The sequence below is a fragment of the Pseudomonas soli genome (assembly GCF_900110655.1).
GTDB lineage: Bacteria > Pseudomonadota > Gammaproteobacteria > Pseudomonadales > Pseudomonadaceae > Aquipseudomonas > Aquipseudomonas soli.
Genome location: NZ_FOEQ01000002.1, coordinates 290,689 through 307,991 on the forward strand (window position 1 = coordinate 290,689; position 17,303 = coordinate 307,991).

Below are 17,303 nucleotides of genomic sequence, written 5' to 3' on the forward strand. Positions count from 1 at the left end.
GCTCAACCGCCGAAACTGAAGCCGCCGCTGCTCTTGCCGCCCCAGCCGCTGCGCGCAGTGGCCTGGCTGCCGAAGCCGCCACGGGAGATCGACGAGGACACGCTGGAGCGGGTCGAAGTGCTGGCCTTGTAGCTGCGGCCGCTGGAGCTGCCAGAGTAATAGCTGGAGTAGCTGCCACCGCTCTGCTGGGCCTGGTCGGAGCGCTCGAAACGCTTACCCTGATCGATCTGCTGGCCGAGCGTGGTGTTGCGGTAGCCACCGCTGCTGTCTCGGTACTGGTAGACCGGCTGCGAGTAGTACTGGCGATTGCCGCCGCTGAGCACCTGGCCAAGCAGCAGGCCGGTCAGCAGGCCGTTGAAATTGCTGCCGCCGCTGCTGGCCTGGCCGCTGTTCTCGACCTGGGCGCGGGCCGCATCGACCTGTGACTGGCTGACCTCGCCCGATACCGCCAGCTCGAAACCGCCGAGGCGTGGCATGTAGCGGTTGTCGCTGGTGACCTGGCAGTAGTCCGGCACGAAGTCGGCCTCGCAGGCGGCCTTGTCGCCATAGGTCGGGGCGATGCGGCGATGGTCGGCCAATGCCTGCATGTAGGCATCGGAACACACGTCCACCGGTATCTTGTCATCGACACAGGCCTGGACGGTGGAGTAATTGCTGCGCTTGCTGACCGTGTAGGTCTCCTCCGGCGCGCTGCACGCGGTGAGCGCCAGTGGCAGGGAACTGGCCAGCACCAGCTTGACGGAACTGCGTCTCATGTATGGCTCCTTGCGCGCAAACGGCTCAGACCGACGGGGTCATGCAGGCCGAATTGAGGAAGCCCACGCTGATCGCCACGGCGGCGGCGTAGATCGCGGCGGCCATTTCGCCCTTGGCGATGCGGCTGGCCAACCCCTTGAGCACCAGGCTGGTGATGGCGAAGGCGAGCAGTTGCACCACGGCGGCGATCACCACCCAGACCACGAAGTCGAGCAGGCTGACGCTGTAGGCGATGATGTTGCTGGCCGGCAGCGAGAAGCCGATCAGCGCGCCGCCCAGGGCGATGGCCGCAGCGCTGTTGTTGTCGCGGATCAGGGCGAATTCGCGGTGCGGGGTGAGGTGCGTGTAGATGAACTGGAACAGCCAGAACAGCACCAGCGCCACGCTGATGTAGAGAATGAAGCCGATCACTGCCTGGGCGTTGAGCGACATGCGAAGTGCGTCGAGCATGGTGAATCCTTGTCAGATGACGTTGAAGTCCGTTGATTGCAGGGTGACACCCACCGAAGTGGTCAGGCTGACATTGCCGTCCTCGTCTTCCTCCACCGACAGCAGGAGGAATTCGCGGCGATCGGTCAGGCCGGTTTCGCGGGCATACAGCATCGACAGGTGCTGGATGCGGTAGCTGGTCTCGGGGCTGGTGACCCACTCGCTGATCGGCGTGAGCTCGGTCTGCCCCTCTTCGCTGCCCCACTGGCGAACGAACTCGTAGCCTTCGTGCTCGTAGTACGGCAGGCCGATGTTCGACTCGGGCCCGACCAGGCGCTTGAGCTCCGCGTCGCTGGTGACCGGCACCACGCTGTAGTAGCCGAACAGGATGATGTCACGGACATCGTCAGCCGACGCGCCATTCATCACCACCTGCAGCCAGTAGTCCTCGTCTTCCATATAGAAGCGCGCCAGGCGCACCGACTGGCCGAGGTCGACTTCACCGACCGCCCAGACCACTTCCTGCTCGGGGACCTCCAGCTCGGAATGCCCGTCGAGCAGCAGCTTGAGCGAGCGATCGAGCTTGAGCATGCGCCCGCTGCCCAGGCCGAATGGCAGGTTGCCTTGGGCCTGGCTGCCGGCGGCAGGTTTGGGGGCTTCGAAGCCCATGAAGCGTTTCAACCAACCCACGGGGCATCTCCTGGGTGAGAGGGTGACGGAACAGGAGCCAATACTGGAGCTGTAGCGAACAGGCTGGGCCTGTTGGAAGAAGGCGACATTGAAAATCCCTTGGGTCGCGGCAGTCCTTTGGCGGGGGCGACACGATACTGCTTTTCGTGTGCCCCGCCAACGGGTCTGCAGCAGGGTTTTGCGCCAGCCGGGCCAGCTCCATCGCGGGGCAAGCCCACTCCCACGGGCCCACGATAGGCCGGCCCGCTCAACTAATCACTCCGCCGGCTTGGCCGCCTTGGCCTTCAAGCGTGCCAGCACATCGTCGGCACCACTGTTGCTGGCGCCGATCCCGGCCGACTTCAGGCGTGCTTCCAGATCGCTGCCATCGGCCTTGGCCGCCAGCTCCGCCGCCGCTTCCAGCTCGGCGGCACGCTCGGTCTGGCGCTTCTTGATGCGGTCCAGCGAGCCGACCGCCGTTTCCAGGCTGCCATTGGCGCCGCCGGTGGCCGAGGCCGCACTGACCTGGGCACGCTGCACGCTCTCGCGGGCCTTGACCAGGTCTACCTGCTGCTTGAGGCCCTTGATCTGCGCCTCGGTTTTGCTCACGGTGGCGGTCAGGGTCGTCACCGACGCACCGAACTGGTCCGCCAGCGCCTGCTCGCTGTCACGCTGGTTGGTCAGGTCGGCGATGCGCGCCGCGCATTCGTGGGCCAGGCCCTCCTCGCCCTTGTCCAGCGCGGCAATGGCCTTTTGTTCCCAGTCGCCGATGGTCTTGTCGAACTCGGTGATGCGCTGCTGCGCGGTCTTGTGCTTGGCCATGATCTTGACCAGCTGGTTGCGCGCATCGATCAGGTTGTTGTCCGCGTCGCGAATCTCCTGGTCGAGGATGCGCAGGGCCTGGGAGTCGACGATCGCCTCACCGACTTCCGAAGCGCCGCCACGCAGGGCGGTGACGATCTTTCTCAACAAACTCATGGTGCAATCTCCGGAATCAGTGGGTGAAGTAGTCTTCGAAATCTTCGGCGGCGGTGATGACGTTGTCGGCCAGGGTGTGGATCTCCTGGACGATGTTGTCCAGCGACGAAGCCGCGCTCAGGGCGCCGAACATGGTGTATACCGACTCGCCCGAGGGCAGCGTGTGCAGGCCGATGGACGACAGCGGGAACACATCGCGGGTGCGCAGCACCGCATCGTTGAATGCAGCGCGGTCTTTCACCTGGCAGGCTTGCACCAGCAGCGTGTCGACCAGGATCTGCTCACCGGCCACGGCGATGTACAGCGGCAGGCCGTCCAGTTCGTTCATCACCAGCTTGAGGCTGGGCTCGGCGCCCTGTTGCAGGGACAGGCCGATCGACCCGCCGCGCACCTCGTCCAGGCCTTGCAGGGCGCCGTGCAGCGTTTCGATCGTCCAGTGGGTGTGCTCGGTCATGAAATCCTCCGTTCTGACCTGTTTGCCCGCGTGGGGCTGACGTAAAGCCTTCTCGATACCGCGCAGGGCGGCGGCGTGCTCGGGCAGGATCCACAGCTCACGCTTGACCAGGCCTGCGGCCTTGAGCCGGGCGCGCATGTCACGCATGTAGTCGGTGGAGCTTTTCTTGCCTGCCATCGAAGGGGGTGTCCTTGTCTCACATGTGATGTACGTTACGCCTGGATCATGGGCTGCGCAAGTCTCACATGTGAGGAGCGATGCCCGCGCGGTGCGCCCGCCCCGACCTACCCCGCCACACGCGTCAGCCGCTGCAGCGTCTCGATCACCTGCGGATCACGCGCCTCGAGCACATCCATCTGGATCCTTGCGATCACCGCCTTGAGCAGCTCGGTCTGACTCATCCGGGTTTGCCCCAGCAGCGTCAGGAAATCCTCGGCCATGTGCGCGTTGACCTTCATCGACAGCCGCCGCGTGGCTCCGGACGCCGGCAACCCCCGCTGATGCCGCTGCGCGTCGAGTGCCTGGACGAAGGCCTCGTGGCCGGGCTGCAGACCCGCCCCCTGGCGGGCCTGCACCAGCCAATGGAAATAATGGGCGAGGAACAGCTTGCGCAGGTGTGCCCCCGCCTCGCTGCTGACCGCTTGCATCGCCGCGTCGAGCACATCGAGATATACCGCCGGCAGCCGCGCCTCGATGGACTTGAGCTGCTGCTTGCGCGCCTCGCGGATAGCCGGAGTGGACTGCGGCGGGATGGCCACCACCGTATCGCAGCCATCGCACACGCCCACCAGGATGTCCCGCGCCACGCCCAGGCCATCACTGAAAGGCACGTCGCGCCGGGTGTAATGCATGGCGACCAACGCCTGGCAACGCTCGCACAGGGCCTGGCCGGTGTCGCCCTCGAACAGGATATTCATGCTTGGGTTACTCATTGGTGAACACTGATGAACCACGTCTGCGGCTCGATGAAATAGAACTTGATGTACCAGCCGGAGCGCCTGAGCACATGGACTTCGATGGCTGGCACGGCATGGTGTGGGCTGCAGCTGTAGTGAGTGCCATTGCAAGCACGGATGACCTCGATGACATCGCCCGCACTGACCGCGCCAAGGGCCAACAGCTTCTTTACCTCGATATCGCCCCGCGCTGCATGCAGGTACCTCCCGGATTCGAGCGCGGCAATCACCGCGCTCCTGGCTGCCTTGAAGCCTTATGGCATGCGCCCTCCCTGGCATTACGAAAATCATCGTACATTTTTCTGGCCGAATCCAGCTTGCGCTTCGACTCAGCCGACCAACGGCGCTGTCGCGCACCGATGAAGCCTGGGCATGAACTATGGCCGCGGGCACGCAAGTGTGTGGCCTGGATGTGTAACCAGCGCTTTCGGGGATTTACAGCGTGTTTCGCGCGGTCCTTGCCGACTCGATGATGACCCGCTGATCCGTCCGCCTCGATTGCCAGGTAATGCGCTGCGATAGCTGGGGCTGGCTGTCAGGTAGCGATCCCGGAAACAGCATTGACGCCTTCCAGCGTCGCGAAGGACATATCCTTTGCCGTGAGCAGGAAGTCGCTTACATAAGGCACTTCGAGCATGTCGCTGCGGACCGCCGCATACAGTTTTGCCTGCAGCCCCTTCTCCCCCAGTCGCTTGGTGGTCACGTAACCGCGCGAGCTGTATTCATGCACGGCCCAGTTCGGCAGGCAGCACACACCGCGGCCGCTGGCCACCAGTTGCATCATCATGATCGTCAGCTCCGAGGTGCGCACTTGCGCCGGCTCGATATCGGCCGGGTCAAGGAAGCGGGTGAAGATGTCCAGCCTGTTGCGCTCGATCGGGTAGGTGATCAGCGTCTGGCCGGCAAGATCGGCGGGCTCCAGATACGGCTTCACGCACAAGGCGTGATGATTATCGATGGCCAGCAATGCCTCATAGCCGAACAGTGGCACATAGCTGATCCCCGGCAGTTTCATCGGGTCGGACGTCACCACCAGGTCCAGATCGCCCCGCTCCAACGCCGGCAGTGGCGCGAATGAAAACCCCGACGCCAGGTCCAGCTCGACCTCCGGCCAGGCACCGCGAAATTCGTCCACCGTCGGCATCAGCCACTGATAGCAGCTGTGGCACTCGATGGCGATGTGCAGACGCCCGGCCGTACCACCCGCCAGTTTGCCCAGGTCCCGCTCGGTGGCACGGATCTGCGGCAGTACCTGCTCGGCCAGCTCCAGCAGCTTGAGACCAGCGCTGGTAAAACGTACCGGCCTGGACTTGCGCACGAACAGCGGCATGCCAATACGGTCTTCCAGCTCGCGGAATTGGTGCGACAACGCCGATTGGGTCAGGTGCAACCGTTCGGCGGCCTCGTACAGGCTGTCGGTTTCGCGCAAGGCATGGATGGTGCGCAGGTGCCTCAGATCGATCATGAGAAAAACTACACTTGTATGCAAAAAAAATGAGTTTGTCTCATGAAGAGCTGATCTTTGACAATCCTTCATCGAATTTGCGCAAGCGACAAAGGCAGGCATGGGCGCGGCACCCATGAATCTCAACCCTGGCCTTCCTTGCCTCGCTTAAGACATCAGGGCTCACGACCACCATGAATAACGAGTTTGCATTCACCCTCAAACGGATCTGTTTCGATGAACACTACCAGCCTTCGGACAAGACCCGCACCACCACCAACTTCGCCAACCTGGCCAGGGGCAAGAGCCGCCAGGAAAACCTGCGCAATACCTTGAGGATGATCGACAACCGCTTCAATGCCCTGGCGCACTGGGATAACCCCAAAGGCGATCGCTACAGGGTCGAACTCGACATCATTTCAGTGGAAATGGATATCGGCCTCTCGGGGGCCGCCCCTGCACTGCCGTTGATCGAAATATTGAAAACGACGGTAGTTGACCGGGAAACCAACGAACGTATCGACGGCATGGTCGGCAATAATTTTTCGTCATACGTGCGCGATTACGATTTCAGCGTGCTGTTGCAGGGGCACAACAAGGATCGGCACACCTTCAGCACCCCCGAGGACTTTGGCGACCTGCACGGAAAGCTGTTCAAGTGCTTCGTGAATTCACCCGCCTACAAAGCGCATTTCCGCAAGCCGCCCGTCATCTGCCTGAGCGTCTCGAGCAGCAAGGTGTATCACCGCACGGAAAACCAGCACCCGGTCCTGGGCGTGGAATACCTGCAGGCCGAATACTCGCTGACCGATGAGTATTTCAAGAAGATGGGCTTGAAGGTGCGCTACTTCATGCCGCCCAACAGCGCCGCGCCGCTGGCGTTCTATTTTGCCGGCGATCTGCTGGGCGACTACACCAACCTGGAACTGATCAGCACCATCAGCACGATGGACACCTTCCAGAAAATCTACCGGCCTGAAATCTACAACGCGAACTCCGCCGCCGGCAAAACCTACCAACCCAGCTTGCAGCACCAGGACTACTCGTTGACGCGCATCGTTTACGACCGCGAAGAGCGCAGCCGCCTGGCTGTCGAACAGGGCAAGTTCGCGCACGAACACTTCATCAAGCCCTACCAGGCCATTCTCGAGCAGTGGTCCGCCCGTTGCGCGCTTTGACTCAACCAGACACAAGGTTTTCCAGTATGAAAAAGCTGTTACCCACCTCCACTGCCGGCAGCCTGCCCAAACCCGCCTGGCTCGCTGAACCTGAGAAGCTCTGGTCGCCATGGAAGCTGGAGGGTGATGAACTGGTCGAGGGCAAGCAAGACGCGCTGCGCTTGTCCTTGCAAGAACAACAGCACGCCGGTATCGATATCGTCAGCGATGGCGAACAGACACGTCAGCATTTCGTCACGACCTTCATCGAACACCTCGACGGTGTCGATTTCGAGCAGCGCGAGACGGTCAGAATCCGTGATCGCTACGATGCGAGCGTGCCGACGGTCGTAGGCGCTGTTGCTCGCCGCCAGCCTGTGTTTGTCGATGACGCCAGGTTCTTGCGTCAGCAAACCTCACAACCCATCAAGTGGGCGCTGCCAGGCCCCATGACGATGATCGACACACTGTATGACGCCCACTACAAGAGCCGCGAAAAACTGGCCTGGGAATTCGCCAAGATCCTCAACCAGGAGGCCCGCGAACTCGAAGCGGCGGGTGTCGACATCATCCAGTTCGACGAACCGGCCTTCAACGTGTTCTTCGACGAGGTCAATGACTGGGGTGTGGCCACCCTGGAGCGCGCCATCGAAGGGCTCAAGTGCGAAACCGCCGTGCACATCTGCTACGGCTACGGCATCAAGGCCAACACCGACTGGAAAAAGACCCTGGGCTCGGAATGGCGGCAATACGAAGAAGCCTTCCCCAAGCTGCAGAAATCGAGCATCGACATCGTCTCGCTGGAGTGCCACAACTCCCACGTGCCGATGGAGCTGATCGAGCTTATCCGCGGCAAGAAAGTGATGGTTGGCGCCATTGATGTTGCCAACCACGCCATTGAAACCCCAGAGGAAGTCGCCAATACCCTGCGCAAGGCCCTGCAATTCGTCGACGCCGACAAGCTCTACCCTTGCACCAACTGCGGGATGGCGCCCCTGCCGCGCCAGGTGGCAAGAGGCAAGCTCAATGCGTTGAGCGCGGGCGCGGAGATTGTTCGCAGAGAGCTGGCAAACAAGCGCTGAGCCCAGGTCGGAGGTAACAGGTGGAGGCCCGGACAGATGCGGGCCTTCTCACACCTCCGAGCGGTACCCACACCCAGGATCTACTATGTCACTCCCTATCGAGCCATCGAGTTTTCGCGAAGCGCTCGGGCACTACGCCTCCGGTATCACGGTCATTACATCGCACACCGATGATGAGCCGATCGGCTTCACTTGCCAGTCGTTCTACAGCGTGTCGATGAACCCGCCACTGGTGTCATTCAGCGTGATGTCCAGTTCAGCCAGCTACCCCAGGATTCGCCAAGCCGGTCGCTTCGCGGTCAACATCCTGGCGGGTGAGCAGGTCGAGATTTCCAACCAGTTCGCGCGGCGCGGTACGGACAAGTGGCACAAGGTGCAATGGCAACCGTCACCGTTGGGCAACCCGATCATTGCCGGCAGCCTGCACTGGATCGATTGCGAGATTCACGCTGAACACGCCGCGGGCGATCACCTGATCGTCATCGGTGAAGTGAAGGCGTTGAACCTGCAGCAAACCACGTCCTCGCAGCCTTTGCTGTATTTCAAGGGCCAGTATTGCAACCTCGCGGCGCCGGGAGCCGTGGGCGCCTGACGCTGTCGCGAGCACGCCCTGGCCATCAGTACAGCCCGCCCAAGGTCAACGCCAGGCCGCCGCCCGCCTGCACGCCGATGTTGAACCCGGCGGAGAGGATCACGCCCTTCGCCGAGCGCAGCAGGCGCGGCAAGGTTTCCTGCGGCAAAAACGCGCCACCCGCCCCTATCGCGGCGGTACCCAGGACCAACAGCTTGGGATCCAGGCCGAACAGCACGCCCGAGCCGCTGCCACCGCCAACCAGGCCCACCCCGCCTTCGAGGAACACGCACCCGCCCTTGAAGTCGTCGCGCACCAGGCCACGGGCCGCGACCGATTCAGCCACCAGTACCTTACCGATCGCCGGGAGGTCTGCGCTGGTGCCCACCGCGCCGACGCTTTTGCCACGCACCAGCAGGTTGATCTTGCCTACCCGCGGCAAACGCGCGCCTGCGCCAACGCCGACTCCGAGCGAACCGTAGCGAAACTGCTGTTCGGCCTTGTTCGGATCGGTCAAGGTCAGCAAGCCACCGCTGGCGGCGGCAAACATCACCGTCAACCCACCCCCGCTGGCGCTCTTGTACTCCCAGTCGCTGACACTCAGCGGCAATGTGATCTGCATGTGCACCTCCGTGTCGTGGCAGCGCCATTCGACGCGGCCGTTCCCTATGCCCAAATCGGCAACAGCATAGCAACCGGCACCTGGACAGCCCCATAGCCCCAATGAGCTATTGCCAAACTTCCCAATCGACTGACACATCTCATCCATAAGCGGATCGTTTGATCAGGCAAGGCGAAAACAGGCGAGAAACGGTAGGAGTCGCACCTGGCCTTGCTGATTGCACATGAAAACTCCGAACTTGTTTTCACCGCCGCATGACCGTCGTGCAGGCACTTTCGTACAAAGATCTCGCCTGGCCTTCGGATATCCTTTCCATTCCTTGGACACGGCTGGCCTCATGCCTGCTAGCGGTCCGTACAGGTCAAGGATCGGGCAATACGGAGGACGTCATTGTGTCGAACAGATCGAAAGCAGGGCTTGCCCGTCGTGCCGCGACCAGAAAAAAGCAACTCCTGCTGAAAGGCGGGAGAATGGAAGCGTTGCGCATCACGGCTGACGATCTCGTTGAAGATCTCGCAACGAAGACCCTATCTGGCGGTACTTGGGTTAACGTCAAGATTCACGGCAGGAATCGCCCCGCAAGAGCGCCGCATCTCTCCGATTTTGAACGAGACCTGTCAGAACAGAAAAAGCTTGTAGCCGCCCTGGCTATCCGTTCCGTTGCGCATGCCGAAGTCACTAGTGTTGATACCACAGGCATGACGGTTCTCGACGCTGAAACAGCCGAACAGATGCTCGATACCCCCCCTGAACCCACCAAGGCGCTCTGTAACTTACTCGCATTGCGCCAGGGCCTGTAGGAAATGTGTCTGCGTGAAAGTCAGACAAAGCGAAACGGGGGGAGTAAGCAGAATGAACTGGAGTACATGAGCATTCCCAGACTGTACTCAACGCAGCATGTACAAGTATCAAGGCTTTTCGTACAGAGCCTAACGGCGTGAAATACACATGTGTGCACATGTGGGGCCAGTATGCACGCGGACAACACCTGGGGCTTGAAGTGCTGCATGCGCGAACTGACCATCAGCGCAATCCCGGCGTCACCCGTGATCGCCGGCTAACATGCAATGCCTCAGTCAGAACCCCGAGCGCTGCCATCGAGCGCCGAAGCCGCGAGCCTCGCCAACGCCAACCTGCCCTCCGGCTCAGCGCCATCCTCGATCATCCAGGTCGCCGACAACCCTGCCCACGCCAGCACCCACTGCAACAGCCTGTGACGCTCGATACCGGCTGCCTGCGAAATGATCGCTATACGCCGTGAGAGGCGCCCCGGTGCCTGCGCACTGGCTTCGTCCGGGTTGCAGAGGATGTTGGCAAAATCGAAGCCCCGCTCGCCGTACAACCCCTTGGGATCGATGGCGAGCCAACCGGCCGGCCCGAAATCCAGCACATTGCCGTGATGGATGTCGCCATGCAGCACCGCAGGGTCCTGGGGAGCTGCGAAAAGCGCCCTCGCTGCCTTTGCGCTGTGCTCCAGCACCCCACCGTGCGTCGCCGCCGCGCTCCACAATGCGTCGAACCATTGCTCCAGCGGCACCAGCGCAGGCCTCGGCGCAGGCCTCGGCGCAGGCCTCGGCGTAGACCGTGGCGCATGCAGGCGGGCCGCCACGGCACATAGAATGCGCGTGGCCTCGTCATCCCTGCCATCTGCGACCATCTGCGCAAGTGACGCCGAACCTTGCGCCCGCTTCATCAGCAATGCCTCGCCCGCGTGGGCCAGTACAGGGGCTGCACCGTCGCCTGCCCACCAGGCCATCAGCTGGCTGCCGGCCTGCTCCTCGGGCGCCTGCGAGACTTTCAGCATCGCCGGTGTATCGCCTTGGCGAACGGGCAATAGATTGCCATTGAGTGAAACGAAAGCCTCCCCATCGATGGTCAGCCCCCACTGCTTCAGGTATCGATCAAACATAGGCTCGCTGGTACTCACGCTTTCCATTTACTATCGCCGTTTGCCCCTGTGGCCCCAGGGTTGCCAGGTACGGCCAGTGAAACATAGTCCCAAGGCGGTGACGGAGCACGATGAACAATATCCCGGGAATGAATGTGGTAGTGGTGGGGGCAGGTATCGTGGGGGCCTCCGTTGCCTACCACCTTTCCTGCCAAGGCGCGCAGGTGACCATCGTGGAGGCTGGCCATGTAGCGTCTGGCGTGACTTCCACTTCCTTTGCATGGATCAATACCACCTACAGTGACGCAGATCCTGCCGCCGCACTGCGGGCCGCAGCCGTATCGGACTATCGTCGCCTCGAAGCGCAACTGCCAGACTTACACATTCAATGGACCGGTTCGCTGACCTATGGCCTCCCGGAAGTACCGGCCGCCCCTGCGACGGGTAGAGGGATATCAACGGTATCCCGCGCTCAGATCCTCACCCTGGAACCTAATCTGAAACACCCTCCTGCCCAGGCCAACCATTCTCCAGAGGAAGGCGCGCTGAATGCAGTAGCGGCCACCTGGGCCCTGATCAAAGGCGCTCAAGCTCAAGGCGCCAGGTTGCTGGAGCAGACCCAGGTGGAAGGGTTCACGGGCACCGCAGATAAAGTCTCAGGTGTGAAAACCACCCACGGAGTAATCGATGCGGACTTGGTGGTGCTTGCGGCGGGAACGGGTACCACGCTCTTGACGGACATGTTGGGGTACCCACTTGCGCTCGACGCCTCTCCTGCCATCTATATCCGCTACCACTCGCCGCCCCACCTTGTCCGAGGGATCATTTACAACGCAGCCATGGAGGTGCGGCATGCTGATGATAGCAGCCTGCTGGCGGCAGAGGACTATCTGGACGATGCGGCAGATCACCAACCTAACGTCATCGCATTGAGAACCGCCGAGGCCATCAGAGCAGAGTTGCACGGCGTTGTGTCCCTCGACGTGGAACAGGCGTGCGTGGGTTTCCGGCCGATCCCCAAGGATGGCGCGCCGCTGGTTGGTTTTCTGCCGGGTATCAGCGGCGTTTACGTTTGTGTCATGCATCCCGGTGTCACGCTGGCCGCTACCGTAGGCCGCCTGGTGGGCATGGAAATCACCCGTGGCACGCCATCGCCTGATTTGGAGCCGTGCAGGCTGGGTCGCTTCAGGCGATGACTTGGGGGCTGCTCCTGTCTATTGCAATTTGACCCCTAGGCTCACGAGTGCGGCCAACTCCAGTGGGTTCAGCTCGTTGAAGCTCTTGATAGTGGGCGAGCCCGCCCTACCTTTCTCGGGCCTATCAAGCTTCGCGCGAAGCAGGTCGACCAGGCTATCGCTCAGGCTTTCGGCACGGGTCATGCGCGACAGAAGCTGATCGTCCTCATCGGCCAACCCCAAGAGCTCGTTGGCAAACCCCATAACCCCACTTGCCCGCTTGCCGAAAATACCCTCCAGTTGCTCAAGCATCTTGTCGGCCTCCTGGGCATCCAGTGTATCGATATGCTCCTGGAGCTTTTCGCTAATGAAGTCGTTCTGCGCTTGAGCGTCGATGCGCAGCTTCGGATTATTCATGGTTTTTTCGAACCATCGCGCCTCCTGCCCTTGCAGGAATGTCATAAGCCCATTCAGAAAGACGCTTGGGTCTGGACGGTCGGTGGCCACGTTTGCCAGCGCTGCCTCGATAGAAGGCTGACAATCTTCAGCCTTACGCATCAAGCTCAACGCGAGGGAACGCACACATTGCAAGTCCCCGCGGGTTTTCACCATCATCTCAATTGCTTTGAAATTTGCATGCCCCTCGACCATGGCATCTCGCAAGCAATTAATCTGCTCGGCTTCCAGCGTCACATCGAAGCGTTGGTGATCAACGCTGGCGGCAGTAGCGAGCAGGCTTACTGCCTCGAGCACGGTCTTGAAGCCATTGCCGAAACTGCAGCGAAAGAGCGCTGCGGTGCCGGCCTGTTCAGCATGTTGCAGGGGTAGATCATCCGACGCTCGCTGTGCAGCCCTACGCACACCGAGACAGCTGACCAGCCAGCGGAACAAGTCCGTCAGAGGCTGGGTTGTGGATACTTTCAGATGCTGGAGCAAACCTCTGTCTGAATTATATTCAATGTGCTTGGCCAAACGATCGGCCTCGGGCGAGGTAATGACTGATCGCACCTGCACTTCACCAACAGTCCATGAATGGGTCTGTTGGCGGATGTGCGTGGGCAGGTACTGGTAACTTTGGTATCCATTGATCAGCATAGGTAACTCCTTGGTTTAACCTAGCCATCAATCTAAGACCCTCGGCAACGCACAAGCTATCAATGCTGATCGGTTTGTTTTAGGCCGCGCGTTTCAAATGAGGACGAGCTGCCAGCGCACAGAGCATGCGCTGGCTGCCCGTCTGTTCCTGCGGTGATTGCATTCACTCATGGGCGGGGTCTTCACATTTGGGCGCAACAATGCCGTTCGGAAATGATTATCCTCGCGCGACTATCACCTGAGTACCCATCGATGCTATCCGCACACCAAGCCAGCGCCATAGTCCTCGACCATCTTGCAGACGTCATCAGGATGGACGGTCGCCCGGAACGGTTCGTCATCCAATCCTGCGAGCCGTCAGCGAAGGGTGACTACTGGGTCGTCCGCTGCAACAGCGAGGACTGTGTAGTACATGGCAAGACCGAGTACTGCTATGTCGGTGTCAACGCCTATCTGGTCAATGTCATCAGCGGCGCGCTCGAAACGGTCGCCAACTGCTTCACTGTCGAGGAGTACCTGCAGGACAAGCACGACCTCGAGGCCGCAGCGGGCAAAACCTATGTGCTGGCACCTGCTTTTTCTGGTTACAGTAAAACGGCGGTGATCAAGCTGCGCCGGAAGCTCGCCTACTCCTATCCCCACACCCTGTTCCTGCTGGCGGGGGCAGGCCGGCTGTGGCTCACGGGTATCCGCCGGCAACTTGAGCATGCCCAGCAAATGCTCGCCATCGAAGGCATTGCGACACAGCTCGAACTGCATGCCGACCCACTGGATGCCGTGCTGATCGGCCCGGAAACCTGGCATATCGACGCGGTATTCAATGCGCTTCGCAGAAAGCCACTTCACCCTGGTGAGCTTGCTCTCTCTTCACAATCGAATTAGGCGTGGCAAGTGCTGCGCACAAAGTGAGGCCTTGCTGGCCCGAACGGGACGTCGATTCAATCAGATCTGCGGAGGGTTCTTCGTGATCTTCGGTGTGTTGATCCCAGCGCATTAACAATGATCATGTGACCGCTTCGGGTCGAAAGCGGTCCGTCGTAGAATGACCTCCCCTATCTTCTTATGAAAATGGGCGATTCAGTAGGGTTGAGCCGGACGTGTTTGGATCCGTTCAGCCCGGCAGACGACTGGCATCCGCCCAAGGACAAAGCCAGCGCCCTTTCCTTACATCGAGTACTCACGACGGCCTGCCCATGCAGGAGCCTCGTTGCCCAGTTTTGCCACTGGAGGCTTCCGCCTGAACTTTACCTACGCCGCCGACTTCCTCTGCTTAGAGCCTCACCCCCAGCCTCCAAGCAGGAGTTGAACCTATGCGAGCATTGACTTATCACGGCGCCCAGGATGTCAGGGTGGATACCGTTCCCGATCCAGCACTCCAGGATGAGGACGACATCATTTTGCGGGTCACCGCGACCGCTATTTGCGGTTCGGACCTTCACCTCTATCACGGCAAGATTCCACAAACTGAAACAGGCGACATCTTCGGCCATGAGTTCATGGGCATCGTCGAGGACACCGGACGTGGCGTGACCAATGTAAAGGTCGGCGACCGCGTGGTGATCCCCTTCGTGATTGCCTGCGGCAGCTGCTTTTTCTGCCAGCTAGAGCAGTTTGCCGCCTGCGAAACCACTAACACAGGGCGCGGCGCCATCCTCAACAAGAAAGGTATCCCGCCAGGGGCTGCCTTGTTCGGCTACAGCCATTTGTACGGCGGCGTGCCTGGTGGCCAGGCGGACTACGTGCGCGTGCCCAAGGCCAACACGGGCCCGTTCAAGGTGCCTACGGCCCTTGCGGACGATCAGGTGCTGTTTCTCTCGGATATCCTGCCGACAGCCTGGCAGGCGGTGATCAACGCGCAGATCGGCCAGGGTTCGAACGTAGCCATCTATGGCGCCGGGCCGGTGGGGCTGCTGAGCGCGGCCTGCGCACGCATGCTCGGCGCGCAGACCATCTTCATGGTCGACGACAACGACTACCGCCTGGCGTTTGCCCGTGACGCATACGGTGTAGTGCCGATCAACTTCGAACAGGACGACGACCCCGCCGACAGCATCATTCGCCAAACCCCCGGCATGCGCGGCGTGGATGCCGTCATCGATGCGGTCGGCTTCGAGGCCAAGGGCAGCACCACCGAAACGGTGCTGACCGCGCTGAAAATCGAAGGCAGCAGCGGCAAGGCGCTGCGCCAGAGCATCGCCGCGGTGCGCCGGGGCGGCGTGGTCAGTGTGCCCGGAGTCTACGCAGGGTTCATTCATGCCTTCATGTTCGGCGATGCCTTCGACAAGGGCCTGACGTTCAAGATGGGCCAGACCCATGTGCAGCGGTTCCTGCCCGAACTGCTCGAGCACATCGAGGCCGGCCGTCTGGCACCGGAGCTGATCGTCACCCACCGCCTGGCGCTGGAAGAAGCCGCCATGGGCTACAAGCTGTTCGACCAGAAGCAGGACGATTGCCGCAAGGTCATCCTGGTTCCGGGCGCAGCGTCCGGCACCTTGGGTACCGCACACATGGTCGGGGGAACTCAGCCATGATCGACCCGACGATGGGCATGAAATCCGGCGAACGCTACCGCGTTGAGCACGTGGAGCGGGTACATCCCTTCACCGGGTTCTTCCAGGATGGCAACCATTATCTGGGGCCGGAATTGCTGACACGGCTTGCCAACCTGAACGGTTGGTTGACCCGCCGAGGTATCGACCGCAGCCAGGCGGCGGCAGCCTGTGACGGCAACCTGTTCGAACCACCGAGCCGTGCACGTGGCGTGCAGGACGGATGGCGCAGCGATCGATCACCGGCTTCCAGCCGGATGGCGGTGACCGCTCTAGTGCTGTTGAGCGGCTGCGCGCTGGCGATGCTGTGCCGCAAGCGGCGTTAAGCAGGCGTCGCATACCGCCCGTCGCGTCACTGGCGTGTTCGGCTCAACCCCAGGCAGTCGGTTGTTTCGAACGGATATGCACTTCCCAAACCTGCAGGAGCGACCGTCATGCGCGACTACCCCTCTCCCCCGTTTCCCTCCCAACCGCAGCCCGTCCCTGGCTCGCAGGCGAAAATGCAGCCGTATCCCGATTGTGGGGAGCAAACCTACACCGGCAGCGGCAGGTTGCAAGATAAGATCGCCTTGATCACCGGCGCCGACAGCGGTATCGGCCGGGCTGTCGCCATTGCTTACGCGCGGGAAGGTGCCGACGTGGCCATCGCCTACCTGGACGAGCATGACGACGCCAAGGAGACTGCCCGCTGGGTCGAAGCCGCTGGCCGACGGTGCCTGCTGCTGCCTGGCGACCTCGCGCAGAAGCAGCACTGCCAGGATATCGTCGAAAAGACCGTGGGTCAGTTCGGACGTATCGATATCCTGGTCAACAACGCAGCTTTTCAGATGTCCCACGAGACGCTGGAGGAAATCGACGACGATGAGTGGGTGAAGACCTTCGACATCAACATCACCGCGATCTTCAGGATTTGCAAGGCAGCCTTGCCATCAATGCCCCGGGGCAGTTCGATCATCAATACCAGCTCAGTGAATTCTGATGATCCTTCTCCCAGTCTGCTGGCATACGCCACGACCAAGGGCGCGATCGCCAATTTCACTGCGGGATTGGCGCAATTGCTGGGCAGCCAAGGAATTCGCGTGAACAGTGTTGCGCCAGGGCCAATCTGGACTCCGCTTATTCCTTCTACGATGCCGGACGAAGCCGTGCAGAACTTTGGCTCCAAGACACCGCTCGGCCGCCCGGGACAGCCGGTCGAAGTGGCGCCGATCTATGTACTGCTTGGGTCTGACGAGGGCAGTTACATCTCCGGCTCGCGCTACGCAGTGACTGGCGGGAAATCTATCCTCTGAGCCGCGAGGCAAGGGGCCGCGATTGCGGTCCCGTCGTGGTTTAATGTTTAGGCTGTGCGTGGCTACGTGCGGCCTTTTGGGCCGTTGAGTCATGCTCTGTGCCTGTCGAGCCGTCCGGACGACGAGCATCGTTGTCCCGCTCCTGCTCTCCACTGACGAGCGGCTTTGCCACGTCGGTTTTTTGCG

Annotated in this window: 19 protein-coding genes and 2 pseudogenes; 10 read left to right on the plus strand and 11 right to left on the minus strand. The window is 61.2% G+C overall.

The genetic code is table 11. The annotated features are described in order from the left end of the window. Positions 1 to 2: 2 nt before the first annotated feature. From BMY03_RS05900 to BMY03_RS05935, 8 genes are all read right to left on the minus strand, one after another. Positions 3 to 755 carry a DUF1190 domain-containing protein gene (locus tag BMY03_RS05900; protein ID WP_023631081.1) on the minus strand — a complete coding sequence of 251 codons (753 nt, stop codon included), beginning with the start codon at positions 753 to 755 and terminating at the stop codon, positions 3 to 5. Positions 756 to 780: 25 nt separating this feature from the next. After that, positions 781 to 1,206, minus strand: a complete 426-nt coding sequence (locus tag BMY03_RS05905) for a DUF350 domain-containing protein (RefSeq protein WP_046856317.1) — start codon at positions 1,204 to 1,206, stop codon at positions 781 to 783. 12 nt (positions 1,207 to 1,218) lie between these two features. Further along, on the minus strand, positions 1,219 to 1,875 hold the full coding sequence (locus tag BMY03_RS05910; protein ID WP_046856318.1) for a DUF2491 family protein: 657 nt from the start codon (positions 1,873 to 1,875) through the stop codon (positions 1,219 to 1,221). A 255-nt stretch (positions 1,876 to 2,130) separates the two neighbouring features. Next, positions 2,131 to 2,832: a PspA/IM30 family protein gene (locus BMY03_RS05915; protein WP_038705765.1), complete on the minus strand. Its 702-nt coding sequence runs from the start codon at positions 2,830 to 2,832 to the stop codon at positions 2,131 to 2,133. A gap of 16 nt (positions 2,833 to 2,848) precedes the next feature. Further along, positions 2,849 to 3,463 carry a YjfI family protein gene (locus tag BMY03_RS05920; protein ID WP_023631917.1) on the minus strand — a complete coding sequence of 205 codons (615 nt, stop codon included), beginning with the start codon at positions 3,461 to 3,463 and terminating at the stop codon, positions 2,849 to 2,851. Between the two features lie 107 nt (positions 3,464 to 3,570). Beyond that, complete coding sequence (locus BMY03_RS05925) at positions 3,571 to 4,203, minus strand: hypothetical protein (RefSeq protein WP_094010521.1); 633 nt, start codon at positions 4,201 to 4,203, stop codon at positions 3,571 to 3,573. Positions 4,204 to 4,214: 11 nt separating this feature from the next. Then, positions 4,215 to 4,472 carry a hypothetical protein gene (locus tag BMY03_RS05930; protein ID WP_244891301.1) on the minus strand — a complete coding sequence of 86 codons (258 nt, stop codon included), beginning with the start codon at positions 4,470 to 4,472 and terminating at the stop codon, positions 4,215 to 4,217. A 305-nt stretch (positions 4,473 to 4,777) separates the two neighbouring features. Further along, positions 4,778 to 5,707, minus strand: a complete 930-nt coding sequence (locus BMY03_RS05935) for a LysR family transcriptional regulator (protein ID WP_094010522.1) — start codon at positions 5,705 to 5,707, stop codon at positions 4,778 to 4,780. A gap of 173 nt (positions 5,708 to 5,880) precedes the next feature. Here BMY03_RS05935 and BMY03_RS05940 point away from each other — a divergent pair, with 173 nt between their 5' ends. From BMY03_RS05940 to BMY03_RS05950, 3 genes are all read left to right on the plus strand, one after another. Then, positions 5,881 to 6,864 carry a DUF1852 domain-containing protein gene (locus BMY03_RS05940; protein ID WP_023630565.1) on the plus strand — a complete coding sequence of 328 codons (984 nt, stop codon included), beginning with the start codon at positions 5,881 to 5,883 and terminating at the stop codon, positions 6,862 to 6,864. A 26-nt stretch (positions 6,865 to 6,890) separates the two neighbouring features. Beyond that, positions 6,891 to 7,925 (plus strand): methionine synthase, encoded by a 1,035-nt coding sequence (locus BMY03_RS05945; RefSeq protein ID WP_094010523.1) that lies wholly within the window; start codon positions 6,891 to 6,893, stop codon positions 7,923 to 7,925. Between the two features lie 85 nt (positions 7,926 to 8,010). Next, positions 8,011 to 8,517 (plus strand): flavin reductase family protein, encoded by a 507-nt coding sequence (locus tag BMY03_RS05950; RefSeq protein ID WP_023630563.1) that lies wholly within the window; start codon positions 8,011 to 8,013, stop codon positions 8,515 to 8,517. A 25-nt stretch (positions 8,518 to 8,542) separates the two neighbouring features. Here the strand turns inward: BMY03_RS05950 and BMY03_RS05955 are convergent, their stop codons facing one another. Continuing rightward, positions 8,543 to 9,118: a hypothetical protein gene (locus BMY03_RS05955; RefSeq protein WP_094010524.1), complete on the minus strand. Its 576-nt coding sequence runs from the start codon at positions 9,116 to 9,118 to the stop codon at positions 8,543 to 8,545. A gap of 254 nt (positions 9,119 to 9,372) precedes the next feature. On the opposite strand from BMY03_RS05955, the gene BMY03_RS26065 reads away from it, so the two are divergent. Continuing rightward, the gene (locus BMY03_RS26065; RefSeq protein WP_143067523.1) at positions 9,373 to 9,918 is read left to right on the plus strand and encodes a hypothetical protein; all 546 of its coding nucleotides are present in this window, start codon (positions 9,373 to 9,375) and stop codon (positions 9,916 to 9,918) included. A gap of 272 nt (positions 9,919 to 10,190) precedes the next feature. On the opposite strand, the gene BMY03_RS05965 is transcribed toward BMY03_RS26065, so the two are convergent. Further along, entirely contained in the window at positions 10,191 to 11,027 is an 837-nt protein-coding gene (locus tag BMY03_RS05965; RefSeq protein ID WP_094010526.1) for an aminoglycoside phosphotransferase family protein, read from the minus strand. 110 nt (positions 11,028 to 11,137) lie between these two features. Between BMY03_RS05965 and BMY03_RS05970 the strand changes: the two genes are divergently transcribed. Next, on the plus strand, positions 11,138 to 12,202 hold the full coding sequence (locus tag BMY03_RS05970; protein WP_094010527.1) for an NAD(P)/FAD-dependent oxidoreductase: 1,065 nt from the start codon (positions 11,138 to 11,140) through the stop codon (positions 12,200 to 12,202). A gap of 18 nt (positions 12,203 to 12,220) precedes the next feature. On the opposite strand, the gene BMY03_RS05975 is transcribed toward BMY03_RS05970, so the two are convergent. Next, on the minus strand, positions 12,221 to 13,276 hold the full coding sequence (locus BMY03_RS05975; RefSeq protein WP_094010528.1) for a hypothetical protein: 1,056 nt from the start codon (positions 13,274 to 13,276) through the stop codon (positions 12,221 to 12,223). A gap of 252 nt (positions 13,277 to 13,528) precedes the next feature. Here BMY03_RS05975 and BMY03_RS05980 point away from each other — a divergent pair, with 252 nt between their 5' ends. From BMY03_RS05980 to BMY03_RS06000, 5 genes and pseudogenes are all read left to right on the plus strand, one after another. Continuing rightward, on the plus strand, positions 13,529 to 14,158 hold the full coding sequence (locus BMY03_RS05980) for a hypothetical protein (RefSeq protein ID WP_232887983.1): 630 nt from the start codon (positions 13,529 to 13,531) through the stop codon (positions 14,156 to 14,158). Continuing rightward, positions 14,143 to 14,273 (plus strand): annotated as a pseudogene (locus tag BMY03_RS26550) (LysE family translocator); the annotation flags it as partial. The gene BMY03_RS05980 and the pseudogene BMY03_RS26550, both read left to right, overlap by 16 nt. Before the next feature lie 313 nt (positions 14,274 to 14,586). After that, complete coding sequence (locus BMY03_RS05990; RefSeq protein WP_094010530.1) at positions 14,587 to 15,807, plus strand: zinc-dependent alcohol dehydrogenase; 1,221 nt, start codon at positions 14,587 to 14,589, stop codon at positions 15,805 to 15,807. Then, positions 15,804 to 15,950 (plus strand): annotated as a pseudogene (locus BMY03_RS26905) (SDR family oxidoreductase); the annotation flags it as partial. The gene BMY03_RS05990 and the pseudogene BMY03_RS26905, both read left to right, overlap by 4 nt. Before the next feature lie 309 nt (positions 15,951 to 16,259). Then, complete coding sequence (locus BMY03_RS06000) at positions 16,260 to 17,117, plus strand: SDR family oxidoreductase (protein WP_094010532.1); 858 nt, start codon at positions 16,260 to 16,262, stop codon at positions 17,115 to 17,117. The last annotated feature ends 186 nt before the right edge of the window (positions 17,118 to 17,303 follow it).

Excerpts from the sequence above, each read along its gene's own strand:
- BMY03_RS05900 (WP_023631081.1), bottom strand. The coding sequence starts at position 755 with ATGAGACGCAGTTCCGTCAAGCTGGTGCTGGCCAGTTCCCTGCCACTG.
- BMY03_RS05905 (WP_046856317.1), bottom strand. The coding sequence starts at position 1,206 with ATGCTCGACGCACTTCGCATGTCGCTCAACGCCCAGGCAGTGATCGGC.
- BMY03_RS05915 (WP_038705765.1), bottom strand. The coding sequence starts at position 2,832 with ATGAGTTTGTTGAGAAAGATCGTCACCGCCCTGCGTGGCGGCGCTTCG.
- BMY03_RS05920 (WP_023631917.1), bottom strand. The coding sequence starts at position 3,463 with ATGGCAGGCAAGAAAAGCTCCACCGACTACATGCGTGACATGCGCGCC.
- BMY03_RS05925 (WP_094010521.1), bottom strand. The coding sequence starts at position 4,203 with ATGAATATCCTGTTCGAGGGCGACACCGGCCAGGCCCTGTGCGAGCGT.
- BMY03_RS05935 (WP_094010522.1), bottom strand. The coding sequence starts at position 5,707 with ATGATCGATCTGAGGCACCTGCGCACCATCCATGCCTTGCGCGAAACC.
- BMY03_RS05940 (WP_023630565.1), top strand. The coding sequence starts at position 5,881 with ATGAATAACGAGTTTGCATTCACCCTCAAACGGATCTGTTTCGATGAA.
- BMY03_RS05945 (WP_094010523.1), top strand. The coding sequence starts at position 6,891 with ATGAAAAAGCTGTTACCCACCTCCACTGCCGGCAGCCTGCCCAAACCC.
- BMY03_RS05950 (WP_023630563.1), top strand. The coding sequence starts at position 8,011 with ATGTCACTCCCTATCGAGCCATCGAGTTTTCGCGAAGCGCTCGGGCAC.
- BMY03_RS05955 (WP_094010524.1), bottom strand. The coding sequence starts at position 9,118 with ATGCAGATCACATTGCCGCTGAGTGTCAGCGACTGGGAGTACAAGAGC.
- BMY03_RS26065 (WP_143067523.1), top strand. The coding sequence starts at position 9,373 with ATGACCGTCGTGCAGGCACTTTCGTACAAAGATCTCGCCTGGCCTTCG.
- BMY03_RS05965 (WP_094010526.1), bottom strand. The coding sequence starts at position 11,027 with ATGTTTGATCGATACCTGAAGCAGTGGGGGCTGACCATCGATGGGGAG.
- BMY03_RS05970 (WP_094010527.1), top strand. The coding sequence starts at position 11,138 with ATGAACAATATCCCGGGAATGAATGTGGTAGTGGTGGGGGCAGGTATC.
- BMY03_RS05975 (WP_094010528.1), bottom strand. The coding sequence starts at position 13,276 with ATGCTGATCAATGGATACCAAAGTTACCAGTACCTGCCCACGCACATC.
- BMY03_RS05980 (WP_232887983.1), top strand. The coding sequence starts at position 13,529 with ATGCTATCCGCACACCAAGCCAGCGCCATAGTCCTCGACCATCTTGCA.
- BMY03_RS05990 (WP_094010530.1), top strand. The coding sequence starts at position 14,587 with ATGCGAGCATTGACTTATCACGGCGCCCAGGATGTCAGGGTGGATACC.
- BMY03_RS06000 (WP_094010532.1), top strand. The coding sequence starts at position 16,260 with ATGCGCGACTACCCCTCTCCCCCGTTTCCCTCCCAACCGCAGCCCGTC.